Source organism: Streptomyces sp. NPDC034111 (genome assembly GCF_055575375.1).
Genome location: NZ_JBVIST010000013.1, coordinates 1 through 16,291, shown reverse-complemented (window position 1 = coordinate 16,291; position 16,291 = coordinate 1). Strand labels below are relative to the sequence as shown.

Sequence of the window (16,291 nt, the reverse complement as noted above, 5' to 3'; positions counted from 1 at the left end):
CGGGCCGGGCCGACGGCCGGAGGGCCGGACGACCTGGGAAACGACGGCTCCGAGGGCAACGAGGGCCGGCCGGTCGCTTGCTTGCCGCGCCGACGTCACGGGTGGTGCGCCGCCATCAAGGGCAGCGTGCCCTCGGGGTCGTCACACGACCGTCGTGGCTGTCGCGTGCGGTGGGTCCGACTGTCAGGCCCTCAGGTGCACTTGGCGTGCCTCCGGTGAAGGGGCGAAGTGGCCTTTGTGCGCTGCGCGTTGCGCCGTCCTGCTGCGGAGTTGCCGCCGACGGGCACCTGGAGGCCGATATCCCCCGGGTCGGGGCGTACAGCGGCCGGGGCCCGGCGCGTACGGCGGGCGGAGGTCCGGTGCGTCCGGCGGGCGGAAAGGGCCGGTCATACCGCCCGTACGGCGCCGCGCGTCCGTGGCAGTAGGGAGCAGGACAGGGTGCGTGCCGCGGCGGGGCCCGTCCCATCGGCCGGCCGGCCGATGCCGCGGGTCAGTCGGCGATGTTGCGGGTCAGCCGCCGGTGTTGCCGCTGCTCGCCGCGGTGTTCGCGGGATCCGTATCGCCGGCGTTGCCCTTGTTGCCGGTGTCCTCGGAGTCCGTTCCGTTCAGCGCCAGACGGTCGCCGATCGCGCGCAGCCCTGCGAGGTCATGGACATCGCCGGGCAGCGCGCCGACCTCTGTCACCGGAACCTCGGGGTGCAGCGCGGTGAAGCGGTCCCGCGTGCGCCGTTCGCGCGCGAGGACCTGCATGCGCTCCGCGTGCAGTCGTAGCAGCCCAGCGGCCAGTTGCGCCGCAGAGGCCGTAGTGGGTGCCGTCTGCTCCGCCGCGGCAGCGGGGGAGAGGCCGCCGGCGGTACCTGATCCATTCTTCCCGCCGTCGAGATCCACAATGCCGGTTGTTTCAAGATTATTTTCGGCGTGGTCCGCCTCGGCGTCGGCGTCCTCGGCCAGCCCGTCCGTCAGCGCCTCGGCGGCGGCCAGCGCGCGCTCGGCGCTCAGTTGGGCCGCGCCGCTGCCGTGCACCCGGTTCAGCACCAGCCCGGCCAGTGGCATCTGCTCGGCGGCCAGCCGCTCCACGAAGTACGCCGCCTCGCGCAGCGCGTCCCGCTCCGGCGCGGCCACCACGAGGAACGCCGTACCGGGTGCCTGCAACAGGCGGTAGGTGGCGTCCGCGCGGGTACGGAAGCCGCCGAACATGGTGTCCATGGCTGCCACGAACGTCTGCACATCGCGCAGCAGTTGGCCGCCCATGAGCTTGCTCAGGGTGCCGGTCATCATCGACATACCGACATTGAGGAACTTCATGCCGGCCCGGCCGCCGACCTTCGCCGGCGCCATCAGCACCCGGATGAACTTGCCGTCCAGGAAGGAGCCGAGGCGCTTGGGCGCATCCAGGAAGTCCAGCGCGGAGCGGCTGGGCGGTGTGTCGACGACGATCAGATCCCACTCGTCGCTCGCGCGCAGCTGGCCCAGCTTCTCCATGGCCATGTACTCCTGCGTGCCAGCGAAACCGGCCGACAGGGACTGGTAGAAGGGGTTCTCCAGGATGGCGCGGGCCCGGGCCGCGTCCGCATGACCCTCGACGATCTCGTCGAAGGTGCGCTTCATGTCCAGCATCATCGCGTGCAGTTCGCCGCCCGCGGTCTCGTCGACGCCCTTGACCCTGCGCGGGACGTTGTCGAGCTCGGAGATGCCCATCGACTGCGCCAGCCGTCTGGCCGGGTCGATGGTCAGCACCACGACCTTGCGGCCGCGCTCGGCGGCCCGTACGCCCAGCGCGGCGGCGGTGGTGGTCTTGCCGACGCCACCCGAGCCGCAGCACACCACGATGCGGGTGCCCGGGTCGTCGATCAGCGCATCGACCTCGAGCCACGGGGCCGAGGCGTCCAGCGTCGTGTCGTCCGAGGTCATATGGGCCCCTGTTTCCGCAGGTCTCTCGCCAGTTGGTAGAGCCCGGCGAGATCCACTCCTTCGGGGAGCAGCTCCAACTGGTAGGTGGGCAGGCCGATTGCGGTCAGCTCCGCGTGCTCGGCGCGCTCCAGCTCGACCCGCTCGGCGTGTTCGCGCGCCTGCTCCAGCAGGGGGTCGATCAGCCGGTCCGCCAGTCCGCCGCGGCGGGCGCCGCCCAGACCGGCCTGGGAGAGCGCCTTGGCGACGCCCGTGCGGGCCCCGCGGGCGGCGATCACGTCGAGATCGCCGTTGTCCAGCAGCGCCGGGCGGGTCATGTTGATGACGATGCCGCCGACGGGGATGCCGGCGGCCCGCAGCTCCTCGACGCCGTCCGCGGTCTCCTGGACCGGCATCTCCTCCAGGAGCGTCACCAGATGCACCGCGGTCTCGGGCGACTTGATGACCCGCATCACGGCCTGTGCCTGATTGTGGATCGGCCCGATCTTCGCGAGGCCGGCGACCTCGTCGTTGACGTTCAGAAAGCGGGTGATGCGGCCCGTCGGCGGGGCGTCCATCACGACCGCGTCGTAAACGAATCTGCCGGATTTGTCCTTACGGCGGACCGCCTCGCACGCCTTGCCGGTCAGCAGGACGTCCCGCAGGCCCGGCGCGATGGTCGTGGCGAAGTCGATCGCGCCGAGCTTCTTCAGCGCCCGGCCCGCGCTGCCGAGCTTGTAGAACATCTGGAGGTAGTCCAGCAAGGCGCGTTCGGCATCGATGGCCAGCGCATGGACCTCACCGCCACCGGGGCCCACCGCAATCTTGCGCTCCTCGTACGGAAGCGCTTCGGTCTCGAACAACTGGGCAATGCCCTGCCGGCCCTCGACCTCGACCAGGAGGGTGCGGCGCCCCTCGGTGGCCAGGGCAAGGGCGAGGGCAGCGGCGACCGTGGTCTTGCCGGTGCCGCCCTTGCCGCTGACGACATGGAGCCTGCTCACGCCAAGGAGCCTAACCAGTCCGCGTCGCGGCTACGCACGGGATACGCCTGACAGGACCCTGAGATCCGCCCGCCGTTCCGTCCGGGACGGGTCAGGGATGTGCCGTAGGGGTCCCGCGGCCGCCTGCCGTTGCACCGCTGCGGGTGGGTCCGGGCGGGTCACGCCGGACGGGGTCCACCGCCGCCGTGGACAGGCATTACGCTCGCCCCATGACCAAGTGGGAATACGCGACCGTGCCGCTGCTCGTGCACGCGACGAAGCAGATTCTGGACACCTGGGGCGAGGACGGCTGGGAGCTGGTCCAGGTCGTGCCGGGCCCGAACAACCCCGAGCAGTTGGTGGCCTACCTGAAGCGGGAGAAGGCGTGAGCGCGGCAGAGGACAAGATCGCAGCGCTCGGCCTGAAGCTGCCGCAGGTGGTGCCGCCGCTGGCGACGTACCAGCCCGCGGTGCGCTCCGGCTCGTACGTGTACACCTCCGGCCAGCTGCCGATGGTGGACGGCGCGCTGCCGGCGACCGGCAAGGTCGGCGCCGAGGTGAGCCCGGAGCAGGCCAAGGAGCTCGCCGCGACCTGTGCGCTCAACGCACTGGCCGCCGTGAAGTCCGTCATCGGCGACCTCGACAAGATCCAGCGGGTCGTGAAGGTCGTCGGCTTCGTGGCCTCCGCCCCGGACTTCACCGGCCAGCCGGGCGTCCTCAACGGCGCCAGCGAGCTGCTGGGCGAGATCCTGGGCGACAAGGGCGTGCACGCCCGGTCCGCGGTCGGTGTGGCGGTGCTGCCGCTCGACGCGCCGGTCGAGGTCGAGATCCAGGTCGAGGTCGCCGAATAGGGCCTGGGGGCGCGCCTGTCGAGCCTGTACAAGGCCTGACGGCGTGCCCGTAGAGCCCGTGTAAGGCCTGACGGTGGGTCCGTCGAGCCTGTGCGGCGGGAGCTTCGTCGAGGCCGCGCCGCCGGGGTCTCGTCGAGCCCGCGGGGCGGGAGTCTTGTTGAGCCCACGCGGCGGGAGTCGCGACGGGCCGCGGGGCCGGAGCTTCGACCCACGCGGCCGGAACCTCGTCGAGCCCGCGCGGCCGGAGCCTCGACGAGTCCACGCCGCCGGAGCCCGAGCGCTTCCCCCGCCCCCTCCCCCTCTCCCCCTTCGGGGGAGGGGGCGGGGGGTGGGTTCGGGGGTGGGGGGGAGCAGCCTGGCCCGAAACGGGCAGGTGGGCAGCCTGGCCGGAAGTGGGCAGGTGGGCAGCCCGGCCGGAAGCGGGCAGCGGACGAGCCCCCACACGTGGCGTAAGGACACCCGGGGCCGTCGCCGCACGGCATCCCGCGCAGGCCCGTGCCGCGCGTGGCGAGCCGGCCGGGCGTCCTCGTACGTCACCCGGCGGGAAACCGACGGGAAACCGGCGCGAAAGTGGCCCTCGAACATCCACGCGCGAACGCATAGCATCCGGCCATGTCGTCCACGACCAATGGCCAGTGGTATCCGCCGGAGTGGCCGGGCCTCATCCGGGCGCTCGCGAACGGCGAGCTGACCCCTGCCGAGCCCCGGCGGGCCGCGACCGTCCTGCTGCTGCGGGACACGCCGGCCGGCGGCCCCGCCGTCCACATGCTGCGCAGACGCGCCTCCATGGCCTTCGCCGGAGGTGCGTACGCCTATCCGGGCGGCTCCGTCGATCCCCGGGACGAACGGCCGGTGGCCTGGGCGGGCCCCTCGCGCACCCAGTGGGCGGTCCGTATGGGAGTCGACCCGGCCACCGCACAGGCCATCGTCTGCGCGGCGGTACGCGAGACGTTCGAGGAGGCGGGGGTGCTGCTCGCGGGCGCCTCGGCCGACACCGTCGTCGCGGACACCACGGGCGAGGACTGGGAGGCGGACCGCGCCGCCCTGGTGGCCCATGAGCTGTCCTTCGCCGACTTCCTGGGCCGCCGCGGTCTGGTCCTGCGCTCCGACCTGTTGGGCACCTGGGCCCGCTGGATCACCCCGGAGTTCGAGCCACGGCGCTACGACACCTGGTTCTTCGTCGCCGCACTGCCCGAGGGCCAGCGCACCCGCAATGCGTCCACAGAGGCCGACCGTACGGTGTGGATCCGGCCCGAGGAGGCGGCCGCCGGCTACGACCGCGGCGAGCTGCTGATGATGCCGCCGACGATCGCGACGCTGCGCGGGCTCCAGCCGTACGCCACCGCCGCGGACGCGCTGGCCGCCGCACCGGCCCAGGACCTGACGCCGGTGCTGGCCCGCGCCCGTCTGGTGGGCGGCGAGATCGAGCTGAGCTGGCCGGGGCACGAAGAATTCACCAAGCACATCGCGCAGACGGACGCCGGCGACGGGGCCCCTGGGGAGAGCCGCACATCCGACGGCCCCTCAGACGCCCCCGGCGCCTCGGGAGGGACCCCCACATGACCGATGCAGCCGCCCTCCCCGGCCAGCCCCGCGGCGGAGCGATCTCCGGACCGGCCACCGCGCGGGCCCACTGTGTGCTGGCCCCGAACCCGTCGGCGATGACGCTGGACGGCACCAACACCTGGATCGTCGCCGAGCCGGACTCCGATCTCGCCGTCGTCATCGACCCGGGGCCGCTCGACGAGAGGCACCTCCAGGCCGTCATCGACACCGCCGAGCGGGCCGGCAAGCGCATCGCGCTGACCCTGCTGACCCACGGTCACCCGGACCACGCCGACGGGGCCGCCCGCTTCGCCGAGCTGACCCGTTCGGCCGTACGGGCGCTCGACCCGGCGCTGCGCCTCGGTGACGAGGGTCTGGAGGCGGGCGACGTCATCACCACCGGGGGGCTCGAACTGCGCGTGGTACCCACACCGGGGCACACCGCCGATTCGCTCTCCTTCCACCTCCCGGCCGACCGCGCGGTGCTGACCGGCGACACGATCCTGGGACGCGGTACGACCGTGGTCGCGCACCCCGACGGCCGGCTGGGCGACTACCTGGACTCGCTGCGCCGGCTGCGCTCCCTCACGGTGGACGACGGGGTGTCTACGGTCCTGCCGGGCCACGGGCCGGTGCTGAACGACGCCCAGGGGGCGGTGGAGTTCTATCTGGCGCACCGCGCCAACCGGCTCGCCCAGGTGGAGACCGCGGTCGAGGCCGGCCACCGCTCGCCCGCCGAGGTCGTCGCGAACGTCTACGCCGACGTCGACCGGTCCTTGTGGCCGGCCGCCGAGCTGTCGGTACGGGCGCAGCTGGATTACCTGGGCGAGCACGGACTGATCGACGACTGACCGACGACTGATCGAGGACCGCCCCGAGTGGGGCGGGCACTGGCCCGGCCGGTCCAGGTCCGCCACCGGAACGGCCGGGGCGCTCCCGGTCGGTCGCCGGAGGTCCTCCCCTCCGGCTGAGTGAGGCACGCCCCCAGGTGCTGATCGTTTACCGGGCGCTCGGCGCCCGGCGCCGCGAGGCTCCGTCAGCGGGTCTACGGGCGGAGGACCTTCGCCCCGTGGACGGCGAGGTACTCCTCGGCCAGCCAGGGGGCGAGGCCGGCCAGCAGCTCGTCCAGCAGCTCCGGGTACGCGGCGGGCGTCCGGGCGGCGCGCGCCGCGGCGCGCATCTGCTCGGCGTGCGCCGGGTAGTAGCGGCCGAACACCTCCGCGGACCGGTCGAGATCGCTGGTCCAGCCGCCCCAGCGCGGCATCACCAGCGTGAACCCGGTGCGTACGAGCCGACGCGCCACGCCCCGGGTCAGCCGGGTGCGTTCGGCCTCCGTAGTGGCCGCCGCGGCCCGCTCACGCAGACCGGGCAAGCTGCGGAAGAGATCGCCGTTGGTCTCGCGGGCCAGCAGCGAGGTGGGCCGGTAGCGGGGCAGCCGCGCGGCGAGGTCCGGGCCGCTGAGAGGGGTGCACAGACAGGCCACGAACCACGCCAGGTCGTGGCGCTCCAGCTCGCTCATCAGCCGGTCCACGCCGAACACGAGCAGCCCCGCCCCGTCGATCTGCGGGAAGCCGGCATCCAGCCCCTCCCCGATGGCGCGGGCGGCGGCGTGGTCGGCGTCGGTCGGCTCGTCCCGTAGGGCGAGCAGCGCGTCGAGGTCGGAGACGCCGGGGACCGCGGTGCCGCGCGGGATGCTGCCGAAGAGGTAGCTGCTGTGCAGACGGCCGGGGCCGAAGTGGCCGGCGAGCCGGGCGCCGAGCTCCGCCACGACCGGCGCGAAGGGGGCGGCGACGCGGCCGAGGGACCCTTCCCGTACGAAGTAGCCGTCGCGGTCCAGCCCCGTGCCGTGCGTCATGGGCGCCACTATGGCGAGCCGGCGGCCGGTGGCGCGAGCCAATTGCGAAGGGCCCCGCCGGAGCAGGGCCCTTCGCAAGGCTGTCTGGGGTGGGCGTCAGCGCGAGCGCTTGGCCAGCCGCTCGACGTCCAGCAGGATCACGGCGCGCGCCTCCAGGCGCAGCCAGCCGCGGCCCGCGAAGTCCGCGAGCGCCTTGTTGACCGTCTCGCGGGAGGCGCCGACCAGCTGGGCCAGCTCTTCCTGCGTGAGGTCGTGGACGACGTGGATGCCTTCCTCGGACTGCACGCCGAAGCGGCGCGACAGGTCCAGCAGGGCACGCGCCACACGGCCCGGCACATCCGAGAAGACCAGGTCGGACATCTGGTCGTTGGTCTTGCGCAGCCGGCGGGCGACCGCCCGCAGCAGCGCGGTGGCGACCTCGGGGCGGGCATTCAGCCACGGCTGAAGGTCGCCGTGGCCCAGACCGAGCAGCTTGACCTCGGTGAGGGCGGAGGCGGTGGCCGTACGGGGGCCCGGGTCGAACAGGGAGAGCTCACCGATCAGCTCTCCGGGGCCGAGCACGGCGAGCATGTTCTCCCGGCCGTCGGGGGAGGTGCGGTGCAGCTTCACCTTGCCCTCGGTGACCACATAGAGGCGGTCGCCGGGGTCCCCTTCGTGGAACAGGGCGTCGCCGCGGGCGAGCGTGACCTCTCCCATAGAGGCGCGCAGCTCGGCCGCCTGCTCGTCATCGAGCGCCGCGAAGAGCGGTGCGCGCCGCAGAACGTCGTCCACGAGATCTCTCCTTGTCGACATGCTCCGGGGGACTGTGGTCCCCATCATGCCGGAATGCAAAACAGTGCGATCAATCACAAGTTTGCCGGACCGGTGCCCTTCGCCATAAGGCAGGGGGCCGATTGGGGTCACGAATCACGGTGATCAAGCTGGATGTCAGTGGGTGGCCTTAGTCTGGCCGAGTGTCCAATACGCCGGTGAGAGCAGAGGACTGGGGGGCCGGACGGGTGAGTGCAGGCCGTGATTCCGCTGTGGGCGAACAGGCGTCCGGCGGAGTGGACAAACCGAATAAATGCAGCAAAGCGCACTCCGGGGTGAAGGTCGAGCGGAAGCTGACCGTCCGGATGTCCGGCGCGTCGCGACCCGCGGCGCGGTACCCGGCCGGCGGGGTACGACCGTGAGGGACACGACCGCGACGGATACGACGAAGAACCCGGTAGGCAAGAGCTCGGCAGGGAAGAAGGCCGCCGTGAACGAGACCTCCAAGCAGCCGACGGCGGCCAAGAAGGCCGTGGCGAAGAAGGCGGCAGCGAAGAAGGCGGCAGCGAAGAAGGCCGTCGCCAAGAAGGCCACGGCCAAGAAGACGACCGCCAAGAAGACGACGGCCAAGGCCGCGGCCAAGACGACCCCGGCCAAGGCCGCCACCGCGAAGAAGACCCCCGTGAAGACGGCAGCCGCGAAGAAGACCCCCGCGCGCAAGCCCGAGTCGCGGGAAGCCATGGTGCGGCGGGCCCGGCGGATCAACCGCGAGCTGGCCGAGCTGTATCCGTACGCCCACCCCGAGCTGGACTTCACCAACCCCTTCGAGCTGCTGGTCGCCACGGTGCTGTCCGCCCAGACCACGGACCTGAGGGTCAACCAGACCACCCCGCGCCTCTTCGCCGTCTGCCCGACGCCCGAGGACATGGCGGCGATGGATCCGGAACGCCTGGAGGAGCTGATCCGGCCGACCGGCTTCTTCCGTGCCAAGACGAAGGCGCTGCTGGGCCTGTCCGCGGCGCTGCGCGACCGCTTCGGCGGTGAGGTGCCGGGCCGCCTGGAGGATCTGGTCACGCTCCCCGGGGTGGGCCGCAAGACCGCCAATGTGGTGCTGGGGAACGCCTTCGGTGTCCCGGGCATCACCGTCGACACCCACTTCGGCCGTCTGGCGCGCCGCTTCGGCTGGACCACCCATCAGGACGCGGACAAGGTCGAGGCGGATGTCGCCGCGATCTTCCCCAAGAGCGAGTGGACGATGCTGTCGCACCGGGTCGTCTTCCACGGCCGCCGCGTCTGTCACTCCCGTAAGCCCGCCTGCGGGGCCTGTGCGATCGCCCCGCTGTGCCCCGCGTACGGCGAGGGCGAGACGGACCCGGAGAAGGCCAAGAAGCTGCTCAAGTACGAGCTGGGCGGCCAGCCCGGGCAGCGGCTGAAGCCACCGGCCGACTATCCGGGACAGCCCGCGCCCCCGATGGCGCCCCCGGTGGCCACGCCATGACGGCAGCCGCGACGCCCCCTCGGGGGGCCCACCATCGAAGCCAGGCCTGAGGGGGCGCGTATGAGGAGTGCACGGGAGCAGCGGTACGGCGAGGAGGCGGGCCTCGGCGCGCCGGCGGCCGGCCAGGAGGCCACGGTCACGGCCGAGGGGCTGCCCGAATGGCTGGACCCGGTGGTCCGCGCGGCCGGCACGATAGAGCCGCGCCAGCTCAGCCGCTTCCTGCCGCCCGAGAGCGGCGGCCGGCAGTCCGCGGTGCTGATCCTCTTCGGTCACGGCCCCCGCGGCCCCGAGCTGCTCCTGATGGAGCGCGCCGGCACCCTGCGCTCCCATGCCGGCCAACCCTCCTTCCCCGGCGGCGCCCTCGACCCCGAGGACGGCGATCCCGAGGGGCCCGGTCCGGTGCGGGCCGCGCTGCGCGAGGCCCAGGAGGAGACCGGTCTGGACCCGTCCGGTGTGCAGGTCTTCGGCGTGCTGCCGCGGCTCTACATCCCCGTCAGCGGCTTCGTGGTGACCCCCGTCCTGGGCTGGTGGCGCAGGCCGAGCCCGGTGGGCGCGGTCGACCAGGCGGAGACCGCCCGGGTGTTCACGGTTCCCGTGGCGGATCTCACGGATCCCGCCCATCGTGTGACAACGCGCCATCCGAGTGGTCACATCGGGCCGGCGTTCCTTGTCGAGAACGCCCTGGTCTGGGGCTTTACGGCCGGGGTCATCGACCGGATTCTGCACTACGCCGGGTGGGAGATTCCGTGGGACCGTGACAACCAGGTCCCGCTCGACTGGCGCTCGTGAGACGGTGTCCGGCGTGAACGTCCTGGACATCCTGCTGCTGGTCGCGGCCGTGTGGTTCGCGATCATCGGCTATCGGCAAGGCTTTGTCGTCGGCATCCTGTCCGTGGTCGGCTTCCTCGGCGGTGGCCTGATCGCGGTGTATGTGCTGCCGGTGATCTGGAACGAGATCACCGGCGATGCCACCCCTGGCACCTTCGCGGCCATCGCGGCCGTCGCCATCGTGATCGTGTGCGCATCCGTGGGCCAGGCGTTCACCACCCATCTGGGCAACAAACTCCGCCGCCACATCACCTGGTCACCGGCGAGAGCCCTGGATGCGACCGGCGGCGCGCTGGTCAACGTCGTGGCGATGCTGCTGGTCGCCTGGCTGATCGGCTCCGCGCTGGCCGGTACGTCCCTGCCGACGCTCGGCAAGGAGGTCCGTAACTCCAAGGTGCTGCTCGGGGTCTCCCGGGTGATGCCTCCGCAGGCCAGCACCTGGTTCGCGGACTTCTCCTCGGTGCTCGCGCAGAACGGCTTCCCCCAGGTCTTCACGCCGTTCTCCAACGAACCGATCAACAACGTGCCGGCGCCCGACCCCCAGCTGGCCACCAGCCCGGTGGCGGCGCAGGCCAAGCGCAGCATCGTCAAGGTCGTCGGCACGGCGCCCAGCTGCGGCAAGGTCCTCGAGGGCAGCGGTTTCGTCTTCGGACGGCACCGCGTGATGACCAACGCCCATGTCGTCGGCGGGGTGAACGAGCCGACGGTCCAGATCGGCGGCGAGGGCCGGACGTACGACGCCAAGGTCGTGCTCTACGACTGGCGGCGCGACATCGCGGTGCTGGACGTGCCGTCGCTCAACGCTCCGGCGCTGCGCTTCGCCGGCGGGGACGCGAGCAGCGGCAAGAACGCCATCGTCGCCGGCTTCCCCGAGAACGGCGGCTATGACGTCCGCGCGGCCCGGATCCGCGGCCGTATCCAGGCCAACGGCCCGGACATCTACCACCGCGGCACGGTCGGCCGCGATGTCTACTCGCTCTACGCCACGGTCCGTCAGGGCAACTCCGGCGGCCCGCTGCTCACGCCCCAGGGCGAGGTCTACGGCGTCGTCTTCGCGAAGTCGCTGGACGACTCGCACACCGGCTATGCGCTCACCGCCGACGAGGTCCGTCAGGACGTCCTCAAGGGGCGTACGGCCGAGCAGCGGGTCAACAGCCAGGGCTGCGCGATCTGAGGCGGCCTGCGGCGCTCTGAGGCGCAGCCTGGCCGTGTCCCCAGGCCCGCGAGCGGCTCAGCGTCGCTCCGAGGCGCCTGGACGCGTCCATAACCCGGACCATCCGGACCACCCGGACCACCCGGACCACCCGGACCAACGGCGCCCGGAGGCACCTGGGCTCGTCCACAGTCCGGCCCGGCGGCGCCCGGCAGGCGCACGCCCGCCCGTTTGGTCAGGTGCGGGGATGGCGCAGGCGCGCGCTCATCCAGCGCGCTCTGCGGCGCAGGATGCGCGGAATGCCCATCGGGTGCGCCGGATCGGGGGACGTGCCGGACCTGAGATCCGGGGTGCCCCTGTCCTGAGTGCCCACTACAGCGGCACTGCTGCGGCGGTTGCGTGCCACGTCACGGTAGTCGTGCGTCCAGCCCATACCCTCGACTCTGCCCGTGGCCCAAGGTCCGTAACCGCCGCGGGGACCGCCAATTGGCCTATGCGCCGGGCAAGTGGCCGTTCGTCATACGAACGTTCGACCTCGGTGTGATCGGGCTCCGCCGAGAGGCGCAGCGGGCGTGCGCCCCGTGGCGTTCAGGGGCCGTTCAGCGGTCGGGTTCCGGGTCCTTCAGCCAGTTGATCAGCTCGGTCGAGAAGGCCGCCGGGTCCTCCTCGTGCGGGAAGTGCCCCAGACCGTCGAAGAGCCGCCAGCGGTACGGCGCTTCGACGTACTCACCGGAGCCGGCCGCGCTGCGGGTGCGCATCACGGGGTCCAGCGAGCCGTGCAGATGCAGGGTCGGGACCCGTACGGGCAGCTTCATCCGGCGGTTGAACTGGATCCCGTCGGGGCGGGCCATCGAGCGCACCATCCAGCGGTACGGCTCGATCGAGCAGTGCGCCGTCGACGGGATGCTCATCGCCCGCTGATAGACCGCGATCGCCTCGTCCTCCGGCAGCCGGGGCCCGGACCAGTCCCGGATCATCCGGCCCACCAGCGCCGCGCCGTCGGCCGTCAGCCGCCGCTCCGGCAGCCAGGGCCGCTGGAAGTTCCAGATGTGCGAGCTCTGGGCGCTCTGCCGTACGTCGGCGAGCATCGCCGAGCGCCAGCGCCGCGGATGCGGCATCGAGGCCACCGCCAGCCGGCGCACCAGCTTGGGCCGCATCACCGCCGCCGTCCAGGCGAGATAGCCGCCCAGGTCGTGCCCGACGAGCGCCGCGTCCGGCTCGCCCAGCGACCGGATCACGCCGGTGATGTCCAGCGCGAGGTTCGCCGGGTCGTAGCCGCGTGGAGTGCGGTCGCTGCCGCCGACTCCCCGCAGGTCCATCGCCACCGCGCGGAAGCCCGCCTCGGCGAGCGCCGGCAGCTGGTGCCGCCAGGTCCACCAGAACTGCGGGAAGCCGTGCAGCAGCAGCACCAGCGGGCCGTCGCCCATCTCGGCGATGTGGAAGCGCGCGCCGTTGGCCGCGACATCGCGGTGGGACACCTCGTACCCGCCGGGGATGCCGAGCCGTACGACCGAGGCGGTGCTGTCAGGGGCTGTCATACCGACGAGCGTGTCACAGACTCCAGCGCCGGGTGCTCCTTGGCCTCCACACGGGGGTGCGGTTTGGCGTTCTGCAGCACGGCCGCGGTCAGCTTGGCGGAGTTGATGGACCGCTCCGGCTTCTTGATCTTCTTCATCTTGGCCATCGCCATCAGGGCCAGCAGCCCGGCGAGGACAAGGAAGGCACCGCCCACGATCAGGAAGGACCAGGCGAGCCCGAGACCGAGGTTGTGGATGCCGTACGCCGCCGCAAAGCTGAGCACCGGCAGCGCGAACAGCGCCAGTGCGCCCGCCACCATGAACGCGGCGCTGCCGATGCCCGCCCGCTTGGCGTCCTGCCGGAACTCCGCCTTGGCCAGCGCGATCTCGTCGTGCACCAGCGCGGACATCTCCGCGGTGGCCGCGGCCACCAGCTGTCCGAGGCTGCGGTCCGTGCCCGCGTCGGCTGCGCTCATCGCCGTCTCCCTCATCTCGATCACCGGATGCAAAGCCTCTCAGATCATGCCGGACCATCGTCCTCGGCGTGCGAGGCGGAGGCCACTTCGGCAAGCCGCCGGTGTTCGGCGGCCTTTGCTTCGTGGATCGCCGCCATCCGAAGGTGGTACTCCGGTTTGTCGAGTTCGTAGATGTCGGGGATGCCGTCCTGGTCCTCGTCCCGCTCCTCTTCCTCGCACAGCTTCCGGTACTTGGTGTTACGGACCTTGAGGAGGGTGCCGGCGAAGACGGCCGCGAGCAGCGAGCCGATCAGCACCGACGCCTTGATCTCTTCGGTCAGCGGAACGTCGCCGGAGAACGCGAGTTCGCCGATCAGCAGAGAGACGGTGAAGCCGATGCCCGCCAGGGAAGCGACCGCGAAGACGTCCGGCCATTTGAGGTCGGGGTTGAGTTCGGCCTTGGTGAAGCGGGCGGTGAACCACGTACCGCCGAAGATGCCCACTGCCTTGCCCACTATCAGGCCGAGCACGACACCGAGCGTCTCCGGCCGGGTGAAGACCGCATGGATGGCGCCGCCCGAGAGGGACACACCCGCGGAGAAGAGGGCGAACAGCGGTACCGCGAAGCCGGCGGAGAGCGGGCGGACCAGGTGCTCGATGCGCTCGCCGGGGGAGTGCTGCTCGTCGTCGCGGCGGGTGCAGCGCAGCATCAGGCCCATGGCGACGCCCGCGATGGTGGCGTGTACGCCGCTGTTGTACATCAGGCCCCAGATGACCAGGGCGAGCGGCACATAGACGTACCAGCCGCGGACGCCCTTGCGCAGTAGCAGATGGAAGACCGCGAGGCCGAGGACGGCGAGGCCCAGCGCCAGGAAGTTGATCTTCGAGGTGAAGAAGACCGCGATGATCAGGATCGCGAAGAGGTCGTCGACGACCGCGAGGGTGAGCAGGAAGGCGCGCAGCGCGGCGGGCAGGGAGGTGCCGATGACGGCGAGTACGGCCAGCGCGAAGGCGATATCGGTGGCGGTGGGGACCGCCCAGCCCTGGAGGGAGCCGCCACCGACGCTGTTGACGGCCAGGTAGACGGCCGCCGGCATCGCCATTCCGCAGATCGCTGCGATCACGGGGAGCGCGGCGGCCTTGGGGTTGCGCAGCTCGCCCGCGACCAGTTCGCGCTTGAGCTCGATCCCGGCGACGAAGAAGAAGACGGCGAGCAGGCCGTCGGCGGCCCAGTGCTGGATCGACAGGTCCAGGCCGATCGCGGCCGGGCCGAGGTGGAATCCGCGGACCGACTCGTAGCTTCCGCCGAGGGTGTTTGCCCAGATCAGAGCCGCTACGGCGGCGACGAGCAGCAGGATGCCGCCGAGGGTTTCGGTGCGTAGGGCGTCCGCGATGAAGTTCCGCTCCGGCAGGGGCATCCGCCCGAGGAATATGGAACGACGTGGGGTGGGCGCACTCACGCGGTGACCTCCGGCCTTCGGCAGCTGTGTACGGCTGTTGCAGTTGCCGACCAGACTTCCCGGCGCACCCAGAGCTTCTTAGCGCGTCATTGACGCGGTCCCCACTTTACCGGGCGGGCGCCTCGGAGCAGCCGGTGGCCTCACTTTACGGGCAATTCGGACGCCCGGCCGTCGGAGGGGCCGCGATCAGGGTGCTCCTGTAGAGGGAGGGCGGTCGCGGACATGACACCGCCAAGCCCAAGGGCAGCAGGTCGGAGGCATGGCAGGGCGGATGGTGCGACGAAGGGGGCAGCAGGCCGTCGTGGCTTGCTGCCCCCTCGGCGGGCAGTCCCGCCCGGTCCTCAGTCCTCGGCCGTCAGGGGTCAGTCCTCGGAGGCCGCGCTCGGCAGCTTCGCCTGGATGAGGTCCATGACGGAGGAGTCGGTGAGGGTGGTGACATCGCCGAGGGCGCGGTTCTCGGCGACATCGCGCAGCAGCCGGCGCATGATCTTGCCGGAGCGGGTCTTGGGCAGCTCCGCCACCGGCAGGATCCGCTTGGGCTTGGCGATCGGGCCGAGCTGCTTGGCGACATGCGCACGCAGCTCCTCGACCAGACCGCCCTCCGCGTCAGCCGACGAGCTCTCCGCCGCCGCACCGCCGCGCAGGATGACGAAGGCACAGATCGCCTGCGTGGTCTGCGGATCCGTGGCACCCACGACCGCGGCCTCGGCCACCTTCGGGTGCGAGACGAGGGCCGACTCGACCTCGGTGGTGGAGATGTTGTGGCCGGAGACGAGCATGACGTCGTCCACCCGGCCGAGCAGCCAGATGTCGCCGTCCTCGTCCTTCTTGGCGCCGTCGCCGGCGAAGTACTTGCCCTCGAAGCGGGACCAGTACGTGTCGAGATAGCGCTGGTCGTCGCCCCAGATGGTGCGCAGCATGGCCGGCCAGGGCTCGGTCAGGACCAGGTAGCCGCCCGCTCCGTTCGGCACCTCGTTGGCGTCGTCGTCCACGACGGTCGCGGCGATGCCGGGCAGCGGCAGCTGGGCCGAGCCGGGCTTGGTCTCCGTGACGCCGGGCAGCGGGCTGAGCATCATCGCGCCGGTCTCGGTCTGCCACCAGGTGTCGACGATCGGTGTGGCGTCCGCCCCGATGTGCTTGCGGTACCACATCCACGCCTCGGGGTTGATCGGCTCGCCCACCGACCCCAGGACGCGCAGCGACGACAGATCGAACTTCGCGGGGATGTCGTCGCCCCACTTCATGCAGGCGCGGATCGCGGTCGGCGCGGTGTAGAGGATCGTCACGCCGTACTTCTGCACGATCTCCCACCAGCGGCCCTGGTGCGGGGTGTCGGGCGTGCCCTCGTAGAGGACCTGGGTGGCGCCGTTGGAGAGCGGGCCGTAGGTGATGTACGAGTGGCCCGTGACCCAGCCGACGTCGGCGGTGCACCAGTAGACGTCGGTCTCGGGCTTGAGGTCGAAGACCGCGTGGTGGGTGTACGAGACCTGGGTGAGGTAGCCGCCGGTGGTGT

General features: G+C 71.6%; 16 protein-coding genes. 7 read left to right on the top strand and 9 right to left on the bottom strand.

Annotated elements, in window-relative coordinates; all coding sequences use genetic code 11:
• Window positions 1-510: 510 nt before the first annotated feature.
• Window positions 511-1,911: an ATPase BagB gene (gene bagB, locus ACZ55A_RS25370; RefSeq protein ID WP_468844270.1), complete on the bottom strand. Its 1,401-nt coding sequence runs from the start codon at window positions 1,909-1,911 to the stop codon at window positions 511-513.
• Entirely contained in the window at window positions 1,908-2,888 is a 981-nt protein-coding gene (gene bagA, locus ACZ55A_RS25365; RefSeq protein WP_468844268.1) for an ATPase BagA, read from the bottom strand. The genes bagB and bagA overlap by 4 nt, the downstream gene beginning before the upstream one ends.
• 209 nt (window positions 2,889-3,097) lie before the next feature.
• On the opposite strand from bagA, the gene ACZ55A_RS25360 reads away from it, so the two are divergent.
• The 4 genes from ACZ55A_RS25360 (at window position 3,098) to ACZ55A_RS25345 (ending at window position 6,113) form a co-directional block, all read left to right on the top strand.
• Window positions 3,098-3,256, top strand: coding sequence for a DUF4177 domain-containing protein (locus ACZ55A_RS25360; protein WP_003967454.1), 159 nt, complete (start codon window positions 3,098-3,100; stop codon window positions 3,254-3,256).
• Window positions 3,253-3,717: a RidA family protein gene (locus tag ACZ55A_RS25355; RefSeq protein WP_468844265.1), complete on the top strand. Its 465-nt coding sequence runs from the start codon at window positions 3,253-3,255 to the stop codon at window positions 3,715-3,717. Before ACZ55A_RS25360 ends, ACZ55A_RS25355 begins: the two co-directional genes overlap by 4 nt.
• 612 nt (window positions 3,718-4,329) lie before the next feature.
• Window positions 4,330-5,280 (top strand): NUDIX hydrolase, encoded by a 951-nt coding sequence (locus tag ACZ55A_RS25350; protein ID WP_468844263.1) that lies wholly within the window; start codon window positions 4,330-4,332, stop codon window positions 5,278-5,280.
• Window positions 5,277-6,113: an MBL fold metallo-hydrolase gene (locus tag ACZ55A_RS25345; protein WP_468844261.1), complete on the top strand. Its 837-nt coding sequence runs from the start codon at window positions 5,277-5,279 to the stop codon at window positions 6,111-6,113. Before ACZ55A_RS25350 ends, ACZ55A_RS25345 begins: the two co-directional genes overlap by 4 nt.
• Window positions 6,114-6,307: 194 nt before the next feature.
• On the opposite strand, the gene ACZ55A_RS25340 is transcribed toward ACZ55A_RS25345, so the two are convergent.
• Both ACZ55A_RS25340 and ACZ55A_RS25335 read right to left on the bottom strand, forming a co-directional pair.
• Entirely contained in the window at window positions 6,308-7,117 is an 810-nt protein-coding gene (locus ACZ55A_RS25340; protein ID WP_468844259.1) for a nucleotidyltransferase family protein, read from the bottom strand.
• A 96-nt stretch (window positions 7,118-7,213) separates the two neighbouring features.
• On the bottom strand, window positions 7,214-7,888 hold the full coding sequence (locus tag ACZ55A_RS25335; RefSeq protein ID WP_006604164.1) for a Crp/Fnr family transcriptional regulator: 675 nt from the start codon (window positions 7,886-7,888) through the stop codon (window positions 7,214-7,216).
• 292 nt (window positions 7,889-8,180) lie between these two features.
• Between ACZ55A_RS25335 and nth the strand changes: the two genes are divergently transcribed.
• The 3 genes from nth to ACZ55A_RS25320 are packed head-to-tail and all read left to right on the top strand — an operon-like array spanning window position 8,181 to window position 11,367.
• Window positions 8,181-9,365, top strand: coding sequence for an endonuclease III (gene nth / locus ACZ55A_RS25330; RefSeq protein ID WP_468844257.1), 1,185 nt, complete (start codon window positions 8,181-8,183; stop codon window positions 9,363-9,365).
• A gap of 60 nt (window positions 9,366-9,425) precedes the next feature.
• A complete protein-coding gene (locus ACZ55A_RS25325; protein WP_468844255.1) occupies window positions 9,426-10,154 on the top strand; it encodes an NUDIX hydrolase in 729 nt (242 codons plus the stop codon).
• Between the two features lie 13 nt (window positions 10,155-10,167).
• On the top strand, window positions 10,168-11,367 hold the full coding sequence (locus ACZ55A_RS25320; protein WP_468844253.1) for a MarP family serine protease: 1,200 nt from the start codon (window positions 10,168-10,170) through the stop codon (window positions 11,365-11,367).
• Between the two features lie 214 nt (window positions 11,368-11,581).
• Here ACZ55A_RS25320 and ACZ55A_RS25315 read toward each other — a convergent pair whose 3' ends face one another.
• The 5 genes from ACZ55A_RS25315 to ACZ55A_RS25295 form a co-directional block, all read right to left on the bottom strand.
• Window positions 11,582-11,779, bottom strand: a complete 198-nt coding sequence (locus ACZ55A_RS25315) for a hypothetical protein (protein WP_468844251.1) — start codon at window positions 11,777-11,779, stop codon at window positions 11,582-11,584.
• Window positions 11,780-11,945: 166 nt separating this feature from the next.
• Window positions 11,946-12,884, bottom strand: coding sequence for an alpha/beta fold hydrolase (locus ACZ55A_RS25310; protein WP_468844249.1), 939 nt, complete (start codon window positions 12,882-12,884; stop codon window positions 11,946-11,948).
• A complete protein-coding gene (locus ACZ55A_RS25305; RefSeq protein WP_468844247.1) occupies window positions 12,881-13,339 on the bottom strand; it encodes a phage holin family protein in 459 nt (152 codons plus the stop codon). Before ACZ55A_RS25305 ends, ACZ55A_RS25310 begins: the two co-directional genes overlap by 4 nt.
• Window positions 13,340-13,383: 44 nt before the next feature.
• Window positions 13,384-14,778: a Na+/H+ antiporter NhaA gene (gene nhaA / locus ACZ55A_RS25300; RefSeq protein WP_468844245.1), complete on the bottom strand. Its 1,395-nt coding sequence runs from the start codon at window positions 14,776-14,778 to the stop codon at window positions 13,384-13,386.
• Window positions 14,779-15,140: 362 nt separating this feature from the next.
• Window positions 15,141-16,291 (bottom strand): AMP-binding protein (locus tag ACZ55A_RS25295; RefSeq protein WP_468844243.1); only part of this gene is annotated, 1,151 nt, incomplete at its 5' end.